Origin of the sequence: Streptomyces sp. NPDC017448, from assembly GCF_044330565.1 — a bacterium.
Lineage (GTDB): Bacteria > Actinomycetota > Actinomycetes > Streptomycetales > Streptomycetaceae > Streptomyces.
Genome location: NZ_JBIRLM010000012.1, coordinates 186,207 through 205,986, shown reverse-complemented (window position 1 = coordinate 205,986; position 19,780 = coordinate 186,207). Strand labels below are relative to the sequence as shown.

At 73.6% G+C, this 19,780-nt stretch carries 16 protein-coding genes; 9 read left to right on the top strand and 7 right to left on the bottom strand.

Features of this window, described 5'->3' with window-relative positions:
- Nucleotides 1–75: 75 nt before the first annotated feature.
- Both meaB and ACH4K1_RS21265 read right to left on the bottom strand, forming a co-directional pair.
- The gene (gene meaB, locus ACH4K1_RS21270) at nucleotides 76–1,044 is read right to left on the bottom strand and encodes a methylmalonyl Co-A mutase-associated GTPase MeaB (protein ID WP_398090826.1); all 969 of its coding nucleotides are present in this window, start codon (nucleotides 1,042–1,044) and stop codon (nucleotides 76–78) included.
- A gap of 58 nt (nucleotides 1,045–1,102) precedes the next feature.
- Nucleotides 1,103–2,308, bottom strand: coding sequence for an acetyl-CoA C-acetyltransferase (locus ACH4K1_RS21265; protein WP_398090825.1), 1,206 nt, complete (start codon nucleotides 2,306–2,308; stop codon nucleotides 1,103–1,105).
- Between the two features lie 145 nt (nucleotides 2,309–2,453).
- Between ACH4K1_RS21265 and mce the strand changes: the two genes are divergently transcribed.
- The 7 genes from mce (at nucleotide 2,454) to ACH4K1_RS21230 (ending at nucleotide 12,248) form a co-directional block, all read left to right on the top strand.
- Nucleotides 2,454–2,882 (top strand): methylmalonyl-CoA epimerase, encoded by a 429-nt coding sequence (gene mce, locus ACH4K1_RS21260; protein WP_398090824.1) that lies wholly within the window; start codon nucleotides 2,454–2,456, stop codon nucleotides 2,880–2,882.
- A 241-nt stretch (nucleotides 2,883–3,123) separates the two neighbouring features.
- The gene (gene scy / locus ACH4K1_RS21255) at nucleotides 3,124–7,017 is read left to right on the top strand and encodes a polarized growth protein Scy (protein ID WP_398090823.1); all 3,894 of its coding nucleotides are present in this window, start codon (nucleotides 3,124–3,126) and stop codon (nucleotides 7,015–7,017) included.
- A gap of 184 nt (nucleotides 7,018–7,201) precedes the next feature.
- Nucleotides 7,202–8,140, top strand: coding sequence for a cellulose-binding protein (locus tag ACH4K1_RS21250; RefSeq protein ID WP_398090822.1), 939 nt, complete (start codon nucleotides 7,202–7,204; stop codon nucleotides 8,138–8,140).
- Between the two features lie 84 nt (nucleotides 8,141–8,224).
- A complete protein-coding gene (locus tag ACH4K1_RS21245; RefSeq protein WP_398090821.1) occupies nucleotides 8,225–9,220 on the top strand; it encodes an ABC transporter ATP-binding protein in 996 nt (331 codons plus the stop codon).
- A gap of 5 nt (nucleotides 9,221–9,225) precedes the next feature.
- Entirely contained in the window at nucleotides 9,226–10,005 is a 780-nt protein-coding gene (locus ACH4K1_RS21240) for an ABC transporter permease (RefSeq protein ID WP_398090820.1), read from the top strand.
- 165 nt (nucleotides 10,006–10,170) lie between these two features.
- The gene (locus ACH4K1_RS21235) at nucleotides 10,171–11,412 is read left to right on the top strand and encodes an ABC transporter ATP-binding protein (protein ID WP_398090819.1); all 1,242 of its coding nucleotides are present in this window, start codon (nucleotides 10,171–10,173) and stop codon (nucleotides 11,410–11,412) included.
- Entirely contained in the window at nucleotides 11,409–12,248 is an 840-nt protein-coding gene (locus ACH4K1_RS21230; protein ID WP_398090818.1) for an ABC transporter permease, read from the top strand. Before ACH4K1_RS21235 ends, ACH4K1_RS21230 begins: the two co-directional genes overlap by 4 nt.
- 17 nt (nucleotides 12,249–12,265) lie before the next feature.
- On the opposite strand, the gene ACH4K1_RS21225 is transcribed toward ACH4K1_RS21230, so the two are convergent.
- Nucleotides 12,266–12,595 carry an ATP/GTP-binding protein gene (locus ACH4K1_RS21225; RefSeq protein ID WP_398090817.1) on the bottom strand — a complete coding sequence of 110 codons (330 nt, stop codon included), beginning with the start codon at nucleotides 12,593–12,595 and terminating at the stop codon, nucleotides 12,266–12,268.
- Between the two features lie 223 nt (nucleotides 12,596–12,818).
- Between ACH4K1_RS21225 and ACH4K1_RS21220 the strand changes: the two genes are divergently transcribed.
- The gene (locus ACH4K1_RS21220; RefSeq protein ID WP_398090816.1) at nucleotides 12,819–13,874 is read left to right on the top strand and encodes an LLM class flavin-dependent oxidoreductase; all 1,056 of its coding nucleotides are present in this window, start codon (nucleotides 12,819–12,821) and stop codon (nucleotides 13,872–13,874) included.
- Nucleotides 13,875–13,991: 117 nt separating this feature from the next.
- On the opposite strand, the gene ACH4K1_RS21215 is transcribed toward ACH4K1_RS21220, so the two are convergent.
- Nucleotides 13,992–14,384, bottom strand: coding sequence for an SCO5389 family protein (locus ACH4K1_RS21215; RefSeq protein ID WP_006127608.1), 393 nt, complete (start codon nucleotides 14,382–14,384; stop codon nucleotides 13,992–13,994).
- Between the two features lie 271 nt (nucleotides 14,385–14,655).
- Between ACH4K1_RS21215 and nucS the strand changes: the two genes are divergently transcribed.
- Nucleotides 14,656–15,327: an endonuclease NucS gene (gene nucS, locus ACH4K1_RS21210; RefSeq protein WP_398090815.1), complete on the top strand. Its 672-nt coding sequence runs from the start codon at nucleotides 14,656–14,658 to the stop codon at nucleotides 15,325–15,327.
- 61 nt (nucleotides 15,328–15,388) lie between these two features.
- Here nucS and ACH4K1_RS21205 read toward each other — a convergent pair whose 3' ends face one another.
- The 3 genes from ACH4K1_RS21205 to ACH4K1_RS21195 all read right to left on the bottom strand — a co-directional run bounded on the left by ACH4K1_RS21205 (nucleotide 15,389) and on the right by ACH4K1_RS21195 (nucleotide 19,620).
- On the bottom strand, nucleotides 15,389–17,899 hold the full coding sequence (locus ACH4K1_RS21205) for an ATP-binding protein (protein ID WP_398090814.1): 2,511 nt from the start codon (nucleotides 17,897–17,899) through the stop codon (nucleotides 15,389–15,391).
- Between the two features lie 311 nt (nucleotides 17,900–18,210).
- Complete coding sequence (locus ACH4K1_RS21200; protein ID WP_003966237.1) at nucleotides 18,211–18,534, bottom strand: STAS domain-containing protein; 324 nt, start codon at nucleotides 18,532–18,534, stop codon at nucleotides 18,211–18,213.
- 237 nt (nucleotides 18,535–18,771) lie between these two features.
- Nucleotides 18,772–19,620: a 3-hydroxyacyl-CoA dehydrogenase family protein gene (locus ACH4K1_RS21195; RefSeq protein ID WP_398090813.1), complete on the bottom strand. Its 849-nt coding sequence runs from the start codon at nucleotides 19,618–19,620 to the stop codon at nucleotides 18,772–18,774.
- Nucleotides 19,621–19,780 lie beyond the last annotated feature (160 nt).

The window sequence follows — 19,780 nt, the reverse complement described above, 5'->3', positions numbered from 1 at the left end:
CGTCCGCCGGGCCCCGGACGGGGAAGGCCCCGGGAGCGCGACGCCCGTCGCGCTCCCGGGGCCTTCCCCGTCGGTTCAGGCGCCCTCCGTGACCCCCGCCACCAGCTCGTCCGCCGCCGCGTACGGGTCCAGGCCCCCCGCCACGATGCGCTCGGCCAGGGCGGTCAGGCGGCGGTCGCCGCGCAGATCGGCGATCTTCTCGCGCAGCGCGGTCACCGCGATCGTCTCGACCTCGCGGGCCGCCCGCGCGGTGCGCCGCCCGGCCAGGACACCGTGCTCCTCCATCCAGGCCCGGTGCTTCTCCAGCGCCTCGACGACCTCGTCCGTGCCCTCGCCCCGGGCCGCGACCGTCTTCACGATCGGGGGCCGCCAGTCGCCGGGGCCCCGGGCCTCGCCCAGGCCCAGCATGTGGTTCAGCTCGCGGGCGGTGGCGTCGGCGCCGTCCCGGTCGGCCTTGTTGACCACGTACACGTCGCCGATCTCCAGGATTCCGGCCTTGGCCGCCTGGATGCCGTCGCCCATGCCCGGGGCCAGCAGCACCACCGAGGTGTCGGCCTGGGAGGCGATCTCCACCTCGGACTGGCCGACGCCGACCGTCTCGACGAGGACCACGTCGCAGCCCGCCGCGTCCAGCACCCGGATGGCCTGCGGGGCCGACCAGGCGAGGCCGCCGAGGTGGCCCCGGGTCGCCATGGAGCGGATGTAGACGCCCGGGTCCGAGGCGTGGTCCGACATCCGGACCCGGTCGCCCAGCAGCGCCCCGCCGGAGAACGGCGAGGACGGGTCGACGGCGAGGACGCCGACCCGCTTGCCCGCCCGGCGGTAGGCGGAGACCAGCGCCGAGGTGGAGGTGGACTTGCCGACGCCGGGCGAGCCGGTGAGCCCGACGACGTAGGCGCGGCCCGCCAGCGGCGCCAGCGCGGCCATCACCTCGCGCAGCTGCGGGGACGCCCCCTCCACCAGCGAGATCAGCCGGGCCACCGCGCGCGGCCTGCCTGCTCGCGCCTGCTCGACCAGCGTGGGGACGTCCACGTCCACGTTCACCGCTCCGTTCGCCTTGCCCTGTCCCGGGAGCCGTGCGGTCCCGGGAGCGTTACGCGTACTACTTGCCCGGGACGCGGAGGATCAGCGCGTCGCCCTGGCCGCCGCCGCCGCACAGCGCCGCCGCGCCGGTGCCGCCGCCGCGCCGCTTCAGCTCCAGGGCCAGGTGCAGGACGACCCGGGCGCCGGACATCCCGATCGGGTGGCCGAGAGCGATCGCGCCGCCGTTGACGTTGACCTTCTCCGAGGTGACGCCCAGGTCCTTCATGGACTGGACGGCGACGGCGGCGAACGCCTCGTTGATCTCGATGAGGTCGAGGTCGTCGACGGTCAGGCCGTCCTTCTCCAAAGCGTGCCGGATGGCGTTGGAGGGCTGCGACTGGAGGGAGTTGTCGGGGCCGGCCACGTTGCCGTGGGCGCCGATCTCGGCGATCCACTCCAGGCCCAGCTCCTCGGCCTTCGCCTTGCTCATCACGACGACCGCCGCGGCGCCGTCGGAGATCTGCGAGGAGGTGCCCGCGGTGATCGTGCCGTCCTTGGCGAAGGCGGGGCGCAGCTTGCCGAGGCTCTCCACGGTGGTCTCGGGGCGGATGCCCTCGTCCTGGGAGAAGAGGACCGCCTCGCCCTTGCGCTGCGGGATCTCGACCGGGGTGATCTCGGCCTCGAACAGCCCGTTCTTCCGGGCGGCGGCGGCCCGCTGGTGGGAGAGCGCGCCGATCTCGTCCTGGGCGGCGCGGTCCAGCCCGAGGCGGCGGTTGTGCTTCTCGGTGGACTCGCCCATGGGGATGTTCTCGTACGCGTCGGTGAGACCGTCGTACGCCATCGAGTCCAGCATCTCGATCGCGCCGTACTTGTAGCCCTCGCGGGACTTGGGGAGCAGGTGCGGGGCGTTGGTCATGGACTCCTGGCCGCCCGCGACCACCACGTCGAACTCCCCGGCGCGGATGAGCTGGTCGGCCAGCGCGATGGCGTCGAGTCCGGACAGGCACACCTTGTTGACGGTGAGGGCGGGGACGTTCATCGGGATGCCGGCCTTGACCGCGGCCTGCCGGGCGGGGATCTGGCCCGCGCCCGCCTGGAGCACCTGGCCCATGATCACGTACTGGACCTGGTCGCCGCCGATGCCCGCCCGGTCCAGTGCGGCCTTGATCGCCACCCCGCCGAGGTCGGCGGCGGAGAAGCTCTTGAGGGAGCCGAGGAGACGGCCCATGGGCGTCCGGGCTCCCGCGACGATCACTGAGGTGGTGGTACCGGTCGTTGCTGGCATGGGCACGGCCCCTTGGGATCGGATGTGAACGAGGGTTTACCTGAATGTACTGAGCGCTCCCGCGCCCGTCATCCGGCTGCCGGTGTGACGGCGCGCACGTTGGGTAACCATGGCGGGAGCAGGGCACTCGCTCCATGCTGAATCCATGTTGACGCGCATCGATCACATCGGAATCGCCTGTTTCGACCTGGACAGGACCGTCGAGTTCTACCGTGCCACGTACGGCTTCGAGGTGTTCCACTCCGAGATCAACGAGGAGCAGGGCGTCCGGGAGGCCATGCTCAGGATCAACGGGACCTCGGACGGCGGGGCCTCCTACCTGCAGCTGCTGGAGCCGACCCGGGAGGACTCGGCGGTCGGCAAGTGGCTGGCCAAGAACGGGGAGGGCGTGCACCACATCGCCTTCGGCACCCAGGACGTGGACGGGGACGCGGCGGACATCCGCGAGAAGGGCGTCCGGGTGCTGTACGACGAGCCCAGGACGGGTTCCATGGGGTCACGGATCACGTTCCTGCACCCCAAGGACTGCCACGGTGTCCTCACGGAACTGGTCACGAGCCGGGCGGAGCACTGACCTCCGCATATCCGGCCCGGTAGAGTGGGCGGCTCCGGGCCGGGGCCGGGTCGGGGCCGTACCGCGTCCTCGTCGTTTGTCTGTCACCATTCCCCGGGGGGACGGCTCGTCCGCGGGCAGTACTCGTGGAGGGTTTCCCTCCGCGGGTGGGGTCTCCCCTGCTCAGTGGGGCATCCCCTGCTCGAACAAAGTTGAGAGCTCGGGAAGAAGTCGAGAGCTCGGGGAAGGATGGGACCGCGCAGTGCGGGGCTACGAACGCCAGGAGAGCCACCGAGCTGAAGACGACCATCTCTCGCGGTTCGAAGCCGAGATGGACCGGCTGAGGACCGACCGGGAGAAGGCCGTCCAGCACGCCGAGGACCTCGGCTACCAGGTCGAGGTCTTGCGTGCCAAGCTGCACGAGGCCCGGCGCAATCTCGCGAGCCGTCCCGCGTACGACAGTGCGGACATGGGCTACCAGGCCGAGCAGATGCTGCGGAACGCGCAGGTCCAGGCCGAGCAGATGCGCAGCGACGCCGAGCGCGAGCTGCGGGAGGCCAGGGCCCAGACGCAGCGGATCCTGCAGGAGCACGCCGAGCACCAGGCACGCCTGCAGGCGGAGTTGCACACCGAGGCGGTCCAGCGCAGGCAGCGGCTCGACCAGGAGTTGGCGGAGCGCCGCCAGACCGTCGAGTCGCACGTCAACGAGAACGTCGCCTGGGCCGAACAGCTGCGCGCCCGCACCGAGTCGCAGGCCCGCCGGCTGCTGGAGGAGTCCCGCGCCGAGGCCGAGCAGGCGCTGGCCGCCGCGCGGGACGAGGCCGCCCGGCTGGCGGAGGAGTCCCGGCGGCGGACCAGTTCGGAGGCCGAGGCCGCGCGGGCCGAGGCGGAAGCGATCCTGCTGCGCGCGCGCAAGGACGCCGAGCGGCTGCTGGTGAACGCCTCGGCCCAGGCGCAGGAGGCCACCAGCCACGCGGAGCAGCTGCGCTCCACCACGACGGCGGAGGCCGACCAGGCCCGCCGGCAGACCGCCGAGCTGAACCGCACCGCCGAGCAGCGGCTTTCGGACGCCGAGGCGCGGCTGCGCGAGGCCCGGCTGGAGGCCGAGAAGCTCCTCTCCGAGGCGAAGGAGGCCGCGGCCAAGCAGGTGGCCGCCGCCGAGTCGCAGAACGAGCAGCGCACCCGTACGGCCAAGTCGGAGATCGCCCGGCTGGTCGGGGAGGCCACCAAGAGCACCGAGGCGCTGAAGGAGGAGGCCGAGCAGGCCCTCGTCGACGCCCGTGCCGAGGCGGAGCGGCTGATCGCGGAGGCGACCGAGAAGGCCGGCACCGCCGCCGCCGAGGACGCCGCCGCCCAGCTCGCCAAGGCGGCCCGCAGCGCCGAGGAGGTGCTGACCAAGGCGTCCGAGGACGCGCAGTCGACCACGCGGGCGGCCCGCGAGGAGGCCGAGCGCATCCGTCGCGAGGCCCAGGCCGAGGCGGACCGGCTGCGCGGCGAGGCCGAGGAGCAGGCCGACGAGCTCAAGGGCGCGGCCAAGGACGACACCAAGGAGTACCGGGCCAAGACGGTCGAGCTCCAGGAGGAGGCCCGCCGCCTGCGCGGCGAGGCCGAGGAGCTGCGCTCCGAGGCGGTCGCCGAGGGCGAGCGCATCCGGGGCGAGGCCCGCCGCGAGGCGGTCCAGCAGCTGGAGGAGGGCGCCCGCACCGCCGAGGAGCTGCTGACCAGGGCCCGTTCCGACGCGGACGAGCTGCGCACCAAGGCGAACGGCGAGAGCGAGCGCATCCGCGCCGAGGCCGCCGAGCGGGCCGCGACCCTGCGCAAGCAGGCCGAGGAGACGCTGGAGCGCACCCGGGCCGAGGCCGACAGGATGCGGGCCGAGGCCGAGGAGCAGGCGGCAGCGGTCACGGAGGCGGCCGAGACCGCCGCGGCCCAGCTGCGCGAGGAGACCGAGCGGGGGGTCGCCGCCCGCCAGGCCGAGGCCGCCGAGGAGCTGGCCCGGCTGCACACCGAGGCCGAGTCCCGGCTCGCCGCCGCCGAGGAGGCGCTGAGCGAGGCCCGGACCGAGGCCGAGCGGCTCCGCCGGGAGACGGCCGAGGAGACCGAGCGGCTGCGCAACGAGTCCGCCGAGCGGCTGCGGACGCTGGCCGAGCAGGCCGAGGCGGAGGCCGAGCGGCTGCGCGACGAGGCCGCGGCGGACGCCGCCCAGTCCCGCGCCGAGGGTGAGAACGTCGCCGTACGGCTGCGGAGCGAGGCCGCCGCCGAGGCGGAGCGGCTCAAGTCGGAGGCGCAGGAGAGCGCCGACCGGGTCCGCGCGGAGGCCGCGGCCGCCGCCGAACGGGTCGGCGCCGAGGCGGCCGAGGCGCTGGAGGCCGCCCAGGAGGAGGCCACGCGCCGCCGCCGGGAGGCCGAGGAGATCCTCGGCGCGGCCCGGACCGAGGCGGAGCAGGAGCGCGAGCGGGCCCGCGAGCAGAGCGAGGAGCTGCTCGCCGCCGCCCGCAAGCGGGTCGAGGAGGCCGGGGCCGAGGCGGCCCGGCTGGTCGAGGAGGCGGACGCGCGGGCGGCCGAGCTGGTCGCGGCGGCCGAGCAGACCGCCCAGCAGGTGCGGGACTCCGTGGCGGGGCTGCAGGAGCAGGCCGAGGAGGAGATCACCGGGCTGCGTTCGGCGGCGGAGCACGCGGCGGAGCGCACCCGTACCGAGGCGCAGGAGGAGGCGGACCGGGTCCGCGCCGACGCGCACGCGGAGCGGGAACGGGCCTCGGAGGACGCCGTACGGCTGCGCCGGGAGGCCAACGAGGAGGCGGCGCGGCTGCGCCGCGAGGCCGAGGAGGAGACCGGGGCCGCGAAGGCGCTGGCCGAGCGGACCGTCTCCGAGGCGATCGCCGAGTCGGAGCGGCTGCGCGCGGACACCTCCGAGTACAGCCAGCGGATGCGCACCGAGGCGTCCGACGCCCTGGCGTCGGCGGAGCAGGACGCCTCGCGCACCCGTGCCGAGGCCCGGCAGGACGCCAACCGGATCCGTTCCGAGGCGGCGGCCCAGTCGGACCGGCTGATCGGCGAGGCCACCACCGAGAGCGAGCGCATCCGCACCGAGGCGGCCCAGGCGTCCGAGCAGTTGGTCGTCGAGGCCACCACGGAGGCCAACCGCCGCCGGGCGGACTCCACCGAGCAGGCGGACCGGATGCTGGCCGAGGCGACGGCCGAGTCCGAGCGGCTGCGCGCCGAGGCGGCCGAACGGCTCGGTGCGGCGCAGGAGCACGCGACCCGCACCCACGAGGAGGCCGAACGGCTGCGCGCGGACGCGGAGTCGGCGGCGGAGGAGCTGCGCTCGCAGGCCCGCCAGGAGGCGGACCGGGTGCTGGACGAGGCGCGCGAGGCGGCGGCCAAGCGCCGCGCGGACGCGGCCGAGCAGGCGGACCAGCTCATCAACAAGGCGCGGGAGGAAGCGCTGCGCACGGCCACCGAGGCCGAGGGCCAGGCCGACACGATGGTCGGCGCGGCCCGCAAGGAAGCCGTGCGCATCGCCTCCGAGGCGACGGTCGAGGGCAACACCCTGGTGGAGCGCGCCCGTGCGGACGCCGACGAGCTACTGGTCGGCGCGCGGCGCGACGCGACCCAGATCCGGGAGCGGGCCGAGGCCCAGCGGGCCCGGCTGGAGAGCGAGATCGAGGAGCTGCACGAGCGGGCCCGCCGGGAGACGTCCGAGCAGATGAAGACCGCCGGGGAGCGCGTCGACCATCTGATGAAGGCGGCGACCGAGCAGCGCGACGAGGCTGAGGCGAAGGCCAAGGAGTTGCTGGCGGAGGCCAACGCGGAGGCGAGCAAGGTCCGTATCGCCGCGGTGAAGCGGGCCGAGTCGCTGCTGAAGGAGGCCGAGGCCAAGAAGGCCGGCCTGGTCCGCGAGGCGGAGAAGCTGCGTGCCGACGCCGAGGCCGAGGCGAAGACGATGGTGGAGGAGGGCAAGCGCGAACTGGACGTCCTGGTGCGCAGGCGCGAGGACATCAACGCGGAGATCTCCCGTGTCCAGGACGTGCTGGAGGCGTTGGAGTCTTTCGAGACTCCGACCGGGGGAGGGAAGTCGGCGGCCGGTCCCCCGGGGGGATCCAAGGCCCCGGCGGCGGCGGGTACGCGATCGGGGGGCAAGTCGTCCGAGCGGTAGCCGGACCGCGGCGCGCCGTGTTTCGTCATGGACATTCAACCCTCGCAGTGGCAAGCGCTCCGGGGGTCAGCCACTCAAAAGGGGTGTCATTCTCCAGATCAAACCGGCATCTTCACGCTGACACGCCGCAATGGCCCCTAGGATTCCCTCTATCACCTCACCGGTCTCATTCGACAGGAACCCCATGAGTGACCCTTCCTCCCCCTTCGGCTTCGAGCTCGTGCGACGAGGCTACGACCGCGGTCAGGTGGACGACCGCATCAACAAGCTCGTCGCCGACCGTGACAGTGCTCTGGCCCGAATCACCTCTCTGGAAAAGCGCATCGAGGAGCTGCACCTCGAAACGCAGAACGCCCAGGCCCAGGTAAACGACGCGGAGCCGTCGTACGCCGGGCTCGGCGCCCGTGTCGAGAAGATTCTCCGCCTCGCCGAGGAGGAGGCCAAGGACCTGCGCGAGGAGGCCCGTCGCGCGGCCGAGCAGCACCGCGAGCTGGCCGAGTCGGCGGCCCAGCAGGTGCGCAACGACGCCGAGACCTTCGCCTCCGAGCGCAAGGCGAAGGCCGAGGACGAGGGCGTCCGGATCGTCGAGAAGGCCCAGGGCGAGGCGAACACCCTGCGCTCCGACGCCCAGAGGGACGCCCAGCAGAAGCGTGAGGAGGCCGAGGCCCTCTTCGAGGAGACCCGCGCCAAGGCCGCCCAGGCCGCGGCCGACTTCGAGACCAACCTCGCCAAGCGCCGTGAGCAGTCGGAGCGCGACCTCGCGTCCCGGCAGGCCAAGGCGGAGAAGCGTCTCGCCGAGATCGAGCACCGCGCCGAGCAGCTCCGCCTGGAGGCCGAGAAGCTCCGCACGGACGCCGAGCGCCGGGCCCGCCAGACGGTGGAGACCGCCCAGCGCCAGGCCGAGGACATCGTCGCCGACGCCAACGCCAAGGCCGACCGCATCCGCAGCGAATCGGAGCGCGAGCTGGCGGCGCTCACCAACCGCCGCGACTCGATCAACGCGCAGCTGACCAACGTCCGCGAGATGCTGGCGACGCTGACCGGCGCCGCCGTGGCCGCCGCCGGCTCCCCGGTGGAGGACGAGCCCGCCAACCGCGGCGTCCCGGCCCAGCAGACCCGCTGAGCCCCGCCGCGCGGAGTACCCCCGTGTGCGCCCGGTCCCGCCCTTGTGGTGGCGCCGGGCGCTCTGGCGTTCTAGCGTGAACGCATGATCGAGGTCGAGGGGCTCACCAAGCGATTCGGCGGCAAGGTCGCCGTCGATCAGCTGTCGTTCCAGGTCAGGCCGGGCATGGTGACGGGCTTCCTCGGCCCGAACGGGGCGGGCAAGTCCACCACGATGCGGATGATGCTCGACCTCGACAACCCGACCGGCGGCACGGTGCGCATCGACGGCAAGCACTACCGCGAGCTGGAGGAGCCGCTGAAGTACATCGGGGCGCTCCTCGACGCCAAGGCGATGCACGGCGGCCGCAGCGCGTACAACAACCTGCTGTGCCTGGCGCAGAGCAACCGCATCCCGCGCGGCCGGGTCGACGAGGTGCTCGACATGGTCGGCCTCACGGCGGTGGCGAAGAAGAAGTCCAAGGGGTTCTCGCTCGGCATGGGCCAGCGGCTCGGCATCGCCTCCGCCCTGCTGGGCGACCCCGAGATCCTGATGTTCGACGAGCCGGTCAACGGACTGGACCCCGAGGGCATCCACTGGATCCGCAACCTGATGAAGGCGCTCGCCTCGGAGGGCCGCACGATCTTCGTCTCCTCGCACCTGATGAGCGAAATGGCGCTGACCGCCGACCACTTGATCGTGATCGGCCAGGGCAGGCTGCTCGCCGACACCTCGATGGCCGCCTTCATCCAGGAGAACTCCCGCAGCTACACGCGGCTGCGCTCCCCGCAGTGGGAACGGCTGCGCGACCTCCTGCACCAGGAGGGGCTCACCGCCGTCGAGACGGCGGGCGGCGTCCTGGAGGTCGACGGCGCCTCGACCGAGGAGCTGGGCGAGCTGGCGGCCCGTCACCAGCTGGTGCTGCACGAACTGAGTTCCCAGCGGGCCTCGCTGGAGGAGGCGTTCATGCAGATGACGGCCGGTTCGGTGGAGTACCACGCCCACTCCGAACGGGACGCGGCGGCCGGACCGCCGGCCGTGGGCGCGGGCTGGGGCGAGAGCTGGAACAAGCCCGGCTCCACCGACGGCAAGGAGGCGTGACGGAGATGGCTTCGGTACCCGCGGTCCTCACCTCGGAATGGACCAAGATCCGGTCGGTCTCCTCGACCGTTTGGACGCTCATCGCCGCCTTCGTCGTCACGGTCGCCCTGGGCGCGGCCGCCGGCGCCCTGGTGAACGCCACGTTCGACGATCTTTCCGAGATCGAGCGCGCCACCTTCGATCCCACCCTCGTCAGCTTCACCGGCACGTCCTTCGGCCAGCTCGCCATGATCGTCTTCGGCGTGCTCGTGGTCAGCACGGAGTACAGCTCCGGCATGATCCGCACCTCGCTGGCGGCCGTGCCCCAACGCGCCACCTTCCTGTTCGGCAAGATCACCGTGGCCGGAGCGCTGGCCCTGCTGGCCGGTCTGCTCACCAGCTTCGTGTCGTTTTTCCTCACCCAGGCCCTGCTGGGCAACCGGGGCATCGACCTCGGGGAGGAGAACGTCCTGCGGGCGGTCGTCGGGGCGGGGCTCTACATGGGGCTGATCGCGCTCTTCTCCATGGGCGTCGCGGCGATGCTGCGGAGCTCCGTGCTGTCGATCTGCATCCTGGTGACGCTCTTCCTCCTGATCTCGAACATCCTGAGCCTGGTGCCGTACGCCAAGGACGTGATCCGGTACTTCCCCGACAAGGCCGGGATGAGGATCATGCAGGTCGTCCCCGACGCGATGAACAGCGACCCGGCCCCGTACGGCCCCTGGGGCGGGCTCGGGATCATGGTGCTGTGGGTGGTGGCGGCGGTCCTCGGCGGCTTCCTGGTCCTGCGGAGCCGGGACGCCTGAGCACGCGCCCCGCGCCGCCGCCCGCAAGCCGGTGACCGCCCGGTCGCGGACCGTGTGCGACGTGGCCGGAACCGTCAGCGCCTGGTTATCCTCCTAACTCTTACGGGGGTGTGCGGCCAGGCGGCCCGAGCCCCGCACGCCGGAGTGAGTCGATGGGGCTGGAGCATGATCGAGGCAGTCGGGCTGACCAAGCGTTTCGGCGCGAAGACGGCCGTGGACGACCTTTCCTTCCAGGTGCGGCCCGGCGCCGTCACCGGCTTCCTCGGTCCCAACGGGTCGGGCAAGTCCACGACCATGCGCATGATCCTCGGCCTGGACCGCCCCACCGCGGGCCACGTCACGATCAACGGCCACCCCTACCGCAGCCTCCCGAACGCCCCGCGCCTGGTGGGCGCGCTGCTGGACGCCAAGGGCGTGCACGGCGGCCGCACCGCCCGCAACCACCTGCTCTCCCTGGCCCAGCTGGCCGGCATCCCGGCGCCCCGGGTGGACGAGGTCCTGGGCGTCGTGGGGCTGAGGGACGTCGCCAAGCGGCGTACCAGCGGTTTCTCCCTCGGCATGGGGCAGCGGCTCGGAATCGCGGCGGCGCTGCTCGGCGATCCCCAGGTGCTGCTGTTCGACGAGCCGGTCAACGGGCTCGACCCGGAGGGCATCCACTGGGTCCGCAACCTGATGAAGATGCTGGCCGCCGAGGGCCGGACCGTCTTCGTCTCGTCCCACCTGATGAGCGAGATGGCGCTGACCGCCGACCACCTGATCGTGATCGGGCGCGGCCGGCTCCTCTCCGACATGAGCGTCAAGGACTTCATCTCGGCCAACTCCGCCGACTTCGCCCGGGTCCGGGTGCCCGGGGACGGGCCCCAGGACCGGCAGAAGCTGACGGCCGCGCTGATCGGGGCGGGCGGCCGGGTCCTCTCCGAGCCCGGCGGGGCGCTGCGGATCACCGGGCTGCCGCTGCCGAGGATCAGCGAGCTGGCCCACGGCTGCGGCGTACGGCTCTGGGAGCTGTCGCCGCACCAGGCGTCGCTGGAGGAGGCGTACATGCGGCTGACGCAGGGGCTGGTGGACTACCGCTCGACGGACGACGCCAAGGAGGGCCTCGCTCAGCCGCAGCCCTCGGACCCGTACGGGTATCCCGCCGGGGAGCCCGTCGAGCCGGTGGAGGTGGTGCAGGAGGGCTGGTTCGCCCCGCCGCCGCCCGGCCCGCGCCCGGCTCCCGCCCTGTCCGCCCCCTCCCCCCAGGCGGCCCCGGCGGCCAGCCCCACCCCCGCCGTCGACCGGACCTCCGCCACCCCCTCCCCCGCCGCCGACGGGGCCTCCGCGGGGGTCTCCGTCACCGCCGCCCCCGCCGTCGAGACCTCTTCCGCCGCCCCGGCCGGAGAGCAGACCAGCAAGGATTCCCGATGACCGCCCCGGCCGCCCCGCAGACGCCGGACGCCGGCCTGCCGGCCCCCTACGAGTCGCCGATCCCGATCCGGCCCGCCACCCTGGGCGACGCGATCGCCTCGGAGTGGACCAAGATCCGTTCCGTACGGGCCACGGCCTGGACGCTCGGTGTGATGGTCGCGCTGATGCTGACGGTCGGGCCGGGCGTCGCGCTGCTGCTCGCGGCCGACCGGCAGAACGGCGTGCAGAGCGAGCCGGTCCTGACGCTCGGGCTCTTCGGGGTGCTGCTGGGCTCGATCTGCGTGATCACGCTCGGGGTGCTGACCATCGGCTCCGAGTACAGCACCGGCATGATCCGCACGACGCTGACCGCCTGCCCGAGCCGGGGCCGGGTGCTCGCGGCCAAGGCGATCGTCTTCGCCTCGCTGGTCTTCGCCGTCACGACGGTGACGGTCGCGGTGGTGGCGGTCGCCCAGACCGTGATCCTCCCCGGCGCCGGGGCGTCGGCCGGGGAGTGGACGCTCGCCACGGTCGGCGTCGGGCTCTACCTCGCGGCTCTCGGACTGCTGGCGCTCGGGGTCGGCGCGATCGTGCGCCACTCGGCGGGCGCGATCACGATCATGATCGGTGTGGTGCTGCTCCCCCTGGTCCTCGCGCTGTTCATGTTCGCCAAAGACCTGCGGGGCCTCCAGCACTTCCTGATCGACTACTCGATCCCCAACCAGCTCGGCGGGCTGTACGGCACGACGATGACCGACAGCGGCCCGACCGGCTGGGAGCCGGTGCTGCTGATGCTGGGGCTGGCGGCGGTGGTCCTGGGCGGGGCCGTCGCCGTACTGAACCGGCGCGACGTCTGAGAGGCGGACCGGCGCCCTCAGTGGCGCGGGGCGTTCCGGGACCGCTGCACCCTGGTGGTGCGGCGGTCCTTCGCGTTCCAGCAGGCCTTGTGCCAGTGCCGGCGGTCCTCGATGCCGCCGTACTCGGGCCAGCTCACCACATGCGGGACGCCGGAGGGGATCTCCTGGTCGCAGCCGGGGCAGCGGTACCGCTTGCCTTGGGCGCTCGCCCCGCTGACCGGGCGGACCGACCACTCCTCGCCCCGCCAGCTCTCGGTGGCCCCTCCGCCGCCGTACCTGCCGGGCGCCGCGCCGGGATGCTCGTCGGGCTTCTCTCCGCCACGGGGGCGGTTGCGGCGCGGGGACACAGGACACCTCACGGGGCGGATCGGGCACGGGTGGTACCAGCCTAGAGCCTGGCGACGGGGCCGTACGCCGGGCGGCGGGAGCGGTGCGGCCCGGCCGCGCCCGGCAGCGGGGTGGGTTAGCGGAAAATCGCAACAACTTCGCGCGGGACCGTGCCTTTGGCACGTGTCAGACGTTGTTGCCCGTGGGGGGAGCAACGCGTCGGCCGCGAGGAGGCAATAGGCGATGCGCATCGGAACGTTCGTTCTGGCAGCCCAGTTCCCGGGGCAGGGGCCCGCCGAAGCCCTGCACCGGGCCGTCCGGTCCACCGAGGCCGCGGAGGAGAGCGGGCTCGACTCGGTCTGGCTGGCCGAGCACCACTTCGTGCCGTACGGGGTCTGCCCCTCCGCCACGACGCTGGCCGCGCTGCTGCTGGGCCGCACCCGCAGAATCCGGGTCGGCACGGCGGTCAGCGTGCTGCCCAACCACCACCCGGTCGCCCTCGCCGAGCAGGCGGCGCTGCTGCACCTGACCAGCGGCGGACGCTTCTCGCTCGGGGTGGGCCGGGGCGGTCCGTGGGTGGACCTGGAGGTGTTCGGCGGCGGCCTCGACGCGTACGAGAACGGCTTCCCCGAGGCGTTGGGCCTGGTGCTCGACTGGCTGCGGAAGCCGCGCGTCGCGGGGCGCGGCGAGCGGTTCGGCTTCCGGGAGGTGGCGGTGGTGCCGCGCGCGGACGAGCTGCTGGAGGGGCCGGGGACGGCTACGGCGGGGCCGGGGGCGCCGGGGCCCGAGGTCGTGGTGGCGTGCACCTCGCCGAAGACCGTGCGGCTGGCGGCCGGGCAGGCGCTCCCGATGCTGCTGGGCATGCACTGCGGGGACGAGGAGAAGGCGGAGATGGTCGCCCTGTGGCGTACGGCGGCGCGCGAGGCGGGCCATCCGCCCGAGGTGGTGGCGGGGGCCGCACATGTGTCCGCCGGGGTGGCCCAGATCGCGGACGACGCGGAGGCGGCCACGGAGACGCTGGTGAAGGCGATGCCCGGCTGGCTGCGGCAGGGGCTGGACGCCCATGTCACGGTGGACGGCAGGCACCGCGTGATGCGGGATCCGGTCGCATACACGGAACTGCTGTGCGGGCTGCACCCGGTGGGCCCGCCGCGGCTGGCCGCCGACCGGCTCGCGGCCACCGCCGAGCGGACCGGGATCACGCGCTTCGCCCTCCTGGTGGAAGGGTCGGGCGATCTCACGGCGACCGAGGAGAACGTCCGGCGGCTGGGCGCCGACGTGCTGCCGTTGCTCACCTGACCCGCGCCTGCCGGCCGGGGGCCGGGGACGCCTGTGGGACATGTGGTGCGGTGGTACAGGAGCTGCCGCCCCGAAGCCAGTTGCACCTCCCGTGGCCCGGGACGGCAGCGGAAGCGTTCAGCAGTCCCGTAGTTCGGGCGACTGGTTGAGCAACTGGCCCCTCACCGAGGTGAACTTGGCCAGTCGGTCGTCGACCGAGGCGTCCAGCGGGAACACCGCGACGCGGTGGCAGTTCTGGAATGCGAGGCGCACTCCGAAGTGCCGCTGCAGCGCGCCGCGTATCGCATCACTCGCGAGCGCGCGCAGCAGCTGACCACGAGCCTGCTCGTCCGGCGGCGGCGTCTGGTTGTCGGCGAACTCTCCGCCGTCGACCTTCAGCTGTGCCACCAGCGAGCTGATCATCTCCCATGCGAAGGGCAGGGAGGTCCGGACGCAGTCGACGAAGTCGGCTTCGTCGACCTCGCCTCGCTCGGCCTGTTCCAACAGAGCCGGTGAGACGTCGAGCGACATGGGTTCTCCTCTCGCGACCCCGGACGGTGACCGGGGCCCTACGGGCAGGGAAGGGGGGCGACGACGCAGCGTGCACGGGCGGCGACCTCCGGCTTCCACGGTAAGCGCGCAGTCGGGGCCGCACCAGGAGAACGGGAACACAACCGGCCAATAACGAAGGGGCGCAAAGAGGGGCAAGCCCGCTCCGCCGCCGCGCGCCGGGGCCCGCGTGACAGGGGCGACGGGTGGGGAGATCGCGCCGGGCCCCCGTAGTCGAGTAGCGTTGCCGACCATGCGTCTCGTCATCGCCCGTTGCTCCGTGGACTACGCGGGCCGGCTCACAGCACACCTGCCCTCCGCGCCCCGCCTGATCCTGGTGAAGGCGGACGGAAGCGTCTCCATCCACGCCGACGACCGGGCGTACAAACCGCTCAACTGGATGTCCCCGCCGTGCACCCTGAAGGAGGGAGCCGACGAGGGGAAGAGCGTCTGGACCGTGGTGAACAAGGCGGGCGAAAAACTGATCATCACGATGGAGGAAGTCCTCCACGACTCCTCGTACGAGCTGGGCGTCGACCCCGGGCTCATCAAGGACGGCGTGGAAGCCCACCTCCAGGAGCTGCTCGCGGACCGGATCGAGATCCTCGGGGAGGGCCACACCCTGATCCGTCGCGAGTACCCCACCGCGATCGGGCCGGTGGACATCCTCTGCCGGGACGCCGACGGGCGGACGGTGGCGGTGGAGTTGAAGCGGCGGGGCGACATCGACGGCGTGGAGCAGCTGACGCGCTACCTGGAGCTGCTGAACCGCGACCCGCACCTCGCGCCGGTGCGGGGCGTCTTCGCCGCGCAGGAGATCAAGCCGCAGGCCCGGGTCCTGGCGACGGACCGCGGGATCGGCTGCGTGGTCCTGGACTACGACGCGATGCGCGGCATCGAGGACGACAAGCTGCGGCTGTTCTGACCCGTCCTCCCCTTCGGACGACGGAAGCCGGGTGCCCCGCGGGGCACCCGGCTTCCGTGTGTCAGGCGGCGGCCTCGTCGGGGCCGCCGCTCTCCGCCGGAACGTCGGCGCTCGCACCGGCCGACTCCACGGGCCCCGCGGCGGACGAGGAGTTCTGGGGCGGGGGCGGGGGCGGGGTGTCGTCGGTGGGCGTCGGGTCCGGCGACTCGCTCTCCGAATCGGACGGCGCGGGGCTCGGGCTCCCGCTCCCGGTATCGGTCGGCCGGGGCGAGGTCCCGGTCGGCGTGGGCTCGGCCGGGGAGCTGCTCCCGCCGTCCGTCGGTTCGTCCGTCCCCGGCGTCGTCCCGTCCGAGGCGGAGGCGCTCGGGGAGGGCGAGCCCGAGGCGCTCGGCGTCGCGGACTCCGAGGCGCTCGGGGCCGCGGACGTCTCGCCGCCGGTGGTCTCCCCGGCCGGTGCGGGGCCTTCCGCCGGCTCATCGGCGGGCAGCCCGTCGTCGGCGGGGTCCTCGGGGGCGGTCTGCTCGGTGGTGACGTTGCGGCTGCCCGGCTCGTCGCCGCCGTCCGCGGTGACGCCGAGCGTGACGACGGTGCCGAGCACGGCGATGAGCAGCGCGCCCGCGCCCGCGGCGGCCAGGTTGCGCCGCGCGCCGCCCAGGACGGTCCCGCCGGCCCGCTTGCGCGCGGCGGGTGCCGCCGCCGGCTGCGGGGAGACGACGGTGGGCCGCTCCTCGGCGGCGTTCCGGAGGAACGACGGCACAGCGGCGACTCCGGCGGGAGGCGTGCCCGGCGCCTCCTGGCGGACGACGGGCGCCTCGTCGCCCGCGGCGGGGCGGGCCGGCGGGGCGAAGTCGCCGGAGCGGTCCGCGACCAGGGCGAGCGCGCGGCGCCCGGCCACGGCCCCCGACCTGTCGGCGAGCACCCCGCGCATCCCGATCGAGGTCTCCAGCTCGGCCCGGGCCCGGTCGGGGTTGCCGGTGCAGAGCGCGAGGACGCCCAACTCGTGGTGGAAGTACGCCTCCTCCGCGACCTCCCCCGCGATCCTGGCGGCCTCCTGGCCCATCCTGAGGGCCCGCTCCCAGGCGCCCCAGCCCAGGCCCGCGGCGAAGGCCGGGGAGGCGCTGCGGGCCAGCAGGACGGCCGCGCTGGCCGCTCCCGCCTCCTCGGCCGGGACCAGTCGCGCCAGTGCGGCCACGATCGCGTCGGCCTCCGCGACGGCCCGCTGCGGGGTGACCGAGGGGTGCGAGGTCCACCAGGCGTAGTGCTGGGCGGCGGTGCGGGCGTGGGCGACGGCGTCGTCCTCGTAACCGCCCGCCTCCAGCTGGGCGAGGATTCCGGCGGCGAGGCGGTAGCGGGGGCCGGCCGGGGAGAGCAGGCCGCAGGTCGCGAGTTCACCGAGCGCGGCGTCCGCGTGGGTGTCGCCCACGAGCGCCGGCAGATGGGCCTGGTGGGGCACCTCGCCGCCGAGGGCGACCGCGAAGCGCAGGGTGGCGCGGGCCGCCTCGCTGAGCCGGGAGGCGAGCAGCAGGGCGGGGGCGGCGCCCTCGCCGAGGCTCGGCAGGGGGAGCTCGGCGCCCTCCGCGGGGGGCGGGACGGGGACCGGCGGCGCGCCGTCCGGGCGTGGCTGGAAGTAATCGGCGTCGTCGAGTGTTTCGGGGGCGGCGCGCAGCCGGTCGCGCTGGACGAGGAGGGAACCGGCCTGGACGAAGCGGAGCGGCAGGCCCTCGGACTCGAACCAGAGGTCGCCCGCCCAGTTCCGCTCCTCCTCGGTGAGGGGGCGCTCGACGACCTTCTCCAGCAGGGCGAGGGAGGCGCCGCGGCCGAGCCCGGCGAGGAGCACCTCCTCCAGGTGGGCGTCGACGCCGGGGGTGGCGGCGTCGGAGGCGGCGGCGAGCAGGAAGGCGCACTCGGGGGTGGCGGCGAGCAGTTCGTCGAGGGCGGCCCCGCCGATCTCCAGGTCGTCGATGGTGACGACGGCGCCGATGGTCCGGACGTGCGCGAGGAGTTCGTCGCGGTCGGGGCGGTGGGCCGGGGCCGCGTAGACGGTGGAGAAGAGGGCGTGCAGCAGGTCTCCGGCGGTGCGGCCGCGACCGTTGAGGCGGACCACTCCGTCGGGGGCGAGGTCCGCGCAGTCGGCGGCGACGGCGTCCAGCAGCGCGGTGCGGCCGGAGCCGGGCTGGCCGGTCAGGCGGACGCTGCGGCCGCGGGCCAGGAGGCGGACCAGGCGCTCGCGCTCCTCCTCGCGCTCCAGGAGGGGCGGCTGCGGGGCGGGCGGCCCCGGGGGCACGGGGGGTGCGCCGGCGCGTTCGTGGTCGGCGCGCTCGGCGGGGGTGCGGCGGACGGGGGCGGCGGGTCCGGAGCCGGGCGGGACCGCCTCGACCTCGCTGCCGTCGACGGGGTTGACCGTGAGCAGCAGGTCGCCCGCGGTCAGCTGGACGACGCGGACCTGCTGCGGAGTGCCCGGGCCGAAGTCGGGTCCGCCGGAGTCGCGGGACGGCCGGCGGTGGCCGCCCTCGCCGTTCGGGCCGTCGTGGCCCTGCCCGCGCTCCTCGGTCTCCCGGTGTGTCGGGTCCATCGCAAAGTCCCCCAGACGCGTCGTGCGCGGTCGCCCCTCCCGGCCTCACACGCGCCCCGCTGTCGCTTCCGGTCCGGTGTCCGCCCATGGGTTCGATGTCATTCGGCGGACGGCCGAACCCTAGACCTTGACCCAGTATCCCCGAGCCGCCGGGGTGCCACGCCGTCCAGGACGTCACGTTCCGGTGAGGATTGCGTGACTTCTTCCGCCGCGTACGGCCCCGGCCGCGCCCCTGTTCCCGACCCCGGCGGGGGTCGCCCGCGGGGCGGCCCCGGGGACGGAAGCCCTCGGCGGGCCCCCGCCGGACGTCCTCAGACGCGCGGCAGCGACTCCGCGGCGATGCCGCCCTCGATGGCCAGGATGCGGTGCAGCCGGGTCGCCACCAGGAGGCGCTGCATCTGGGGCGGCACACCGCGCAGCACGAGGCGGCGGCCGGCCCGCCCGGCCCGGCGGTGGGCCCCCATGATGACGCCGAGTCCGGTGGCGTCCCAGGAATCCAGCTCGGTCAGGTCCAGCACGAGGTCGCCGACGCCGTCGTCCACGGCCGAGTGCAGAACCGTACGGGCGTCCGCCGCGCTTCGGACGTCGAGGCGGCCCCCGACGACCAGCTCGGCGTGGTCGCCCCTGATGTGCATATGCGCTCCCCGGTGATGCTCCGTAGTAGGTCCGTCTGTCTGTTCGATCGTCCGGCTCTGTCTCTTCCCCCACTGACTGCCGCGACGACAGGGAAGTTGCCGTCTGTAAGCGAACCGATACCGAATTCACTCTGGAGGGTGACTTCGACTGGCAGGCGACCGGTCGTCGCGGGATAAAATCCCCGGCTCCCCCGGCCCGGGCCGGGTGGGGGCGGCGGGCCGGGGGGGCGGCCGCGGTCAGTAGGTGTAGAAGCCCTGCCCGCTCTTGCGGCCGATGTCACCTGCGTCGACCATCCGGCGCATCAGCTCCGGGGCGGCGAACTTCTCGTCCTGCGACTCCGTGTAGATGTTGCCCGTGGCGTGCAGCAGGATGTCGACGCCGGTCAGGTCCGCGGTGGCGAGCGGTCCCATGGCGTGGCCGAACCCGAGCTTGCAGGCGGTGTCGATGTCCTCGGCGGTCGCGACGCCGGACTCGTAGAGCTTGGCGGCCTCGACGACGAGCGCCGAGATCAGCCGGGTGGTGACGAAGCCCGCCACGTCGCGGTTGACCACGATGCAGGTCTTGCCGACCGACTCGGCGAACTCCCGGGCGGTGGCGAGGGTTTCGTCGCTCGTCTTGTAGCCGCGTACCAGCTCGCAGAGCTGCATCATCGGGACCGGCGAGAAGAAGTGCACCCCGACGACGCGCTCCGGGCGCTCCGTCACCGCCGCGATCTTGGTGATCGGGATGGCGGAGGTGTTGGAGGCGAGGACCGTGTGCTCCCCGACGACCTTGTCGAGGGCGCGGAAGATCTCGTGCTTCACCTCCAGCTTCTCGAAGACGGCCTCCACGACGATGTCCGCCTCGGCCACGGCGTCGAGGTCGGTGGTCGTGGTGATGCGGGCGAGCGCCGCCTCGGCGTCGGCCGCCTCCAGCTTGCCCTTGGAGACGAACTTGTCGTACGAGGCCCTGATGCCGTCGCGGCCCCGGGTCAGCGCGGCGTCGGTGACGTCCCGCAGCACGACGTCCCAGCCCGCCTGGGCGGAGACCTGCGCGATCCCGGACCCCATGAGTCCGGCTCCGATGACGGCGAGCTTCCTGGCCACGTTGGCACCCCTTGGTTTCTGTTCGCCGTGCGCTTGGGTTCACGGCGGTTCACATAACTCTCCGGCGGAGGTTAGTACCCGGCGGGCACGCTGGGGCGGTGAAGAGATGCGCGTCACGTCTCAGATGACGGACATCACACCGGGGCGCGTCATTCGGCTC

What these genes read in the sequence shown, in the direction of transcription:
- ACH4K1_RS21265 (WP_398090825.1), bottom strand. Translation starts at nt 2,308, where the DNA reads ATGCCAGCAACGACCGGTACCACCACCTCAGTGATCGTCGCGGGAGCC.
- ACH4K1_RS21245 (WP_398090821.1), top strand. Translation starts at nt 8,225, where the DNA reads ATGATCGAGGTCGAGGGGCTCACCAAGCGATTCGGCGGCAAGGTCGCC.
- ACH4K1_RS21220 (WP_398090816.1), top strand. Translation starts at nt 12,819, where the DNA reads ATGCGCATCGGAACGTTCGTTCTGGCAGCCCAGTTCCCGGGGCAGGGG.
- ACH4K1_RS21215 (WP_006127608.1), bottom strand. Translation starts at nt 14,384, where the DNA reads ATGTCGCTCGACGTCTCACCGGCTCTGTTGGAACAGGCCGAGCGAGGC.
- ACH4K1_RS21205 (WP_398090814.1), bottom strand. Translation starts at nt 17,899, where the DNA reads ATGGACCCGACACACCGGGAGACCGAGGAGCGCGGGCAGGGCCACGAC.
- ACH4K1_RS21235 (WP_398090819.1), top strand. Translation starts at nt 10,171, where the DNA reads ATGATCGAGGCAGTCGGGCTGACCAAGCGTTTCGGCGCGAAGACGGCC.
- nucS (WP_398090815.1), top strand. Translation starts at nt 14,656, where the DNA reads ATGCGTCTCGTCATCGCCCGTTGCTCCGTGGACTACGCGGGCCGGCTC.
- ACH4K1_RS21250 (WP_398090822.1), top strand. Translation starts at nt 7,202, where the DNA reads ATGAGTGACCCTTCCTCCCCCTTCGGCTTCGAGCTCGTGCGACGAGGC.
- ACH4K1_RS21240 (WP_398090820.1), top strand. Translation starts at nt 9,226, where the DNA reads ATGGCTTCGGTACCCGCGGTCCTCACCTCGGAATGGACCAAGATCCGG.
- ACH4K1_RS21230 (WP_398090818.1), top strand. Translation starts at nt 11,409, where the DNA reads ATGACCGCCCCGGCCGCCCCGCAGACGCCGGACGCCGGCCTGCCGGCC.
- ACH4K1_RS21200 (WP_003966237.1), bottom strand. Translation starts at nt 18,534, where the DNA reads ATGCACATCAGGGGCGACCACGCCGAGCTGGTCGTCGGGGGCCGCCTC.
- mce (WP_398090824.1), top strand. Translation starts at nt 2,454, where the DNA reads ATGTTGACGCGCATCGATCACATCGGAATCGCCTGTTTCGACCTGGAC.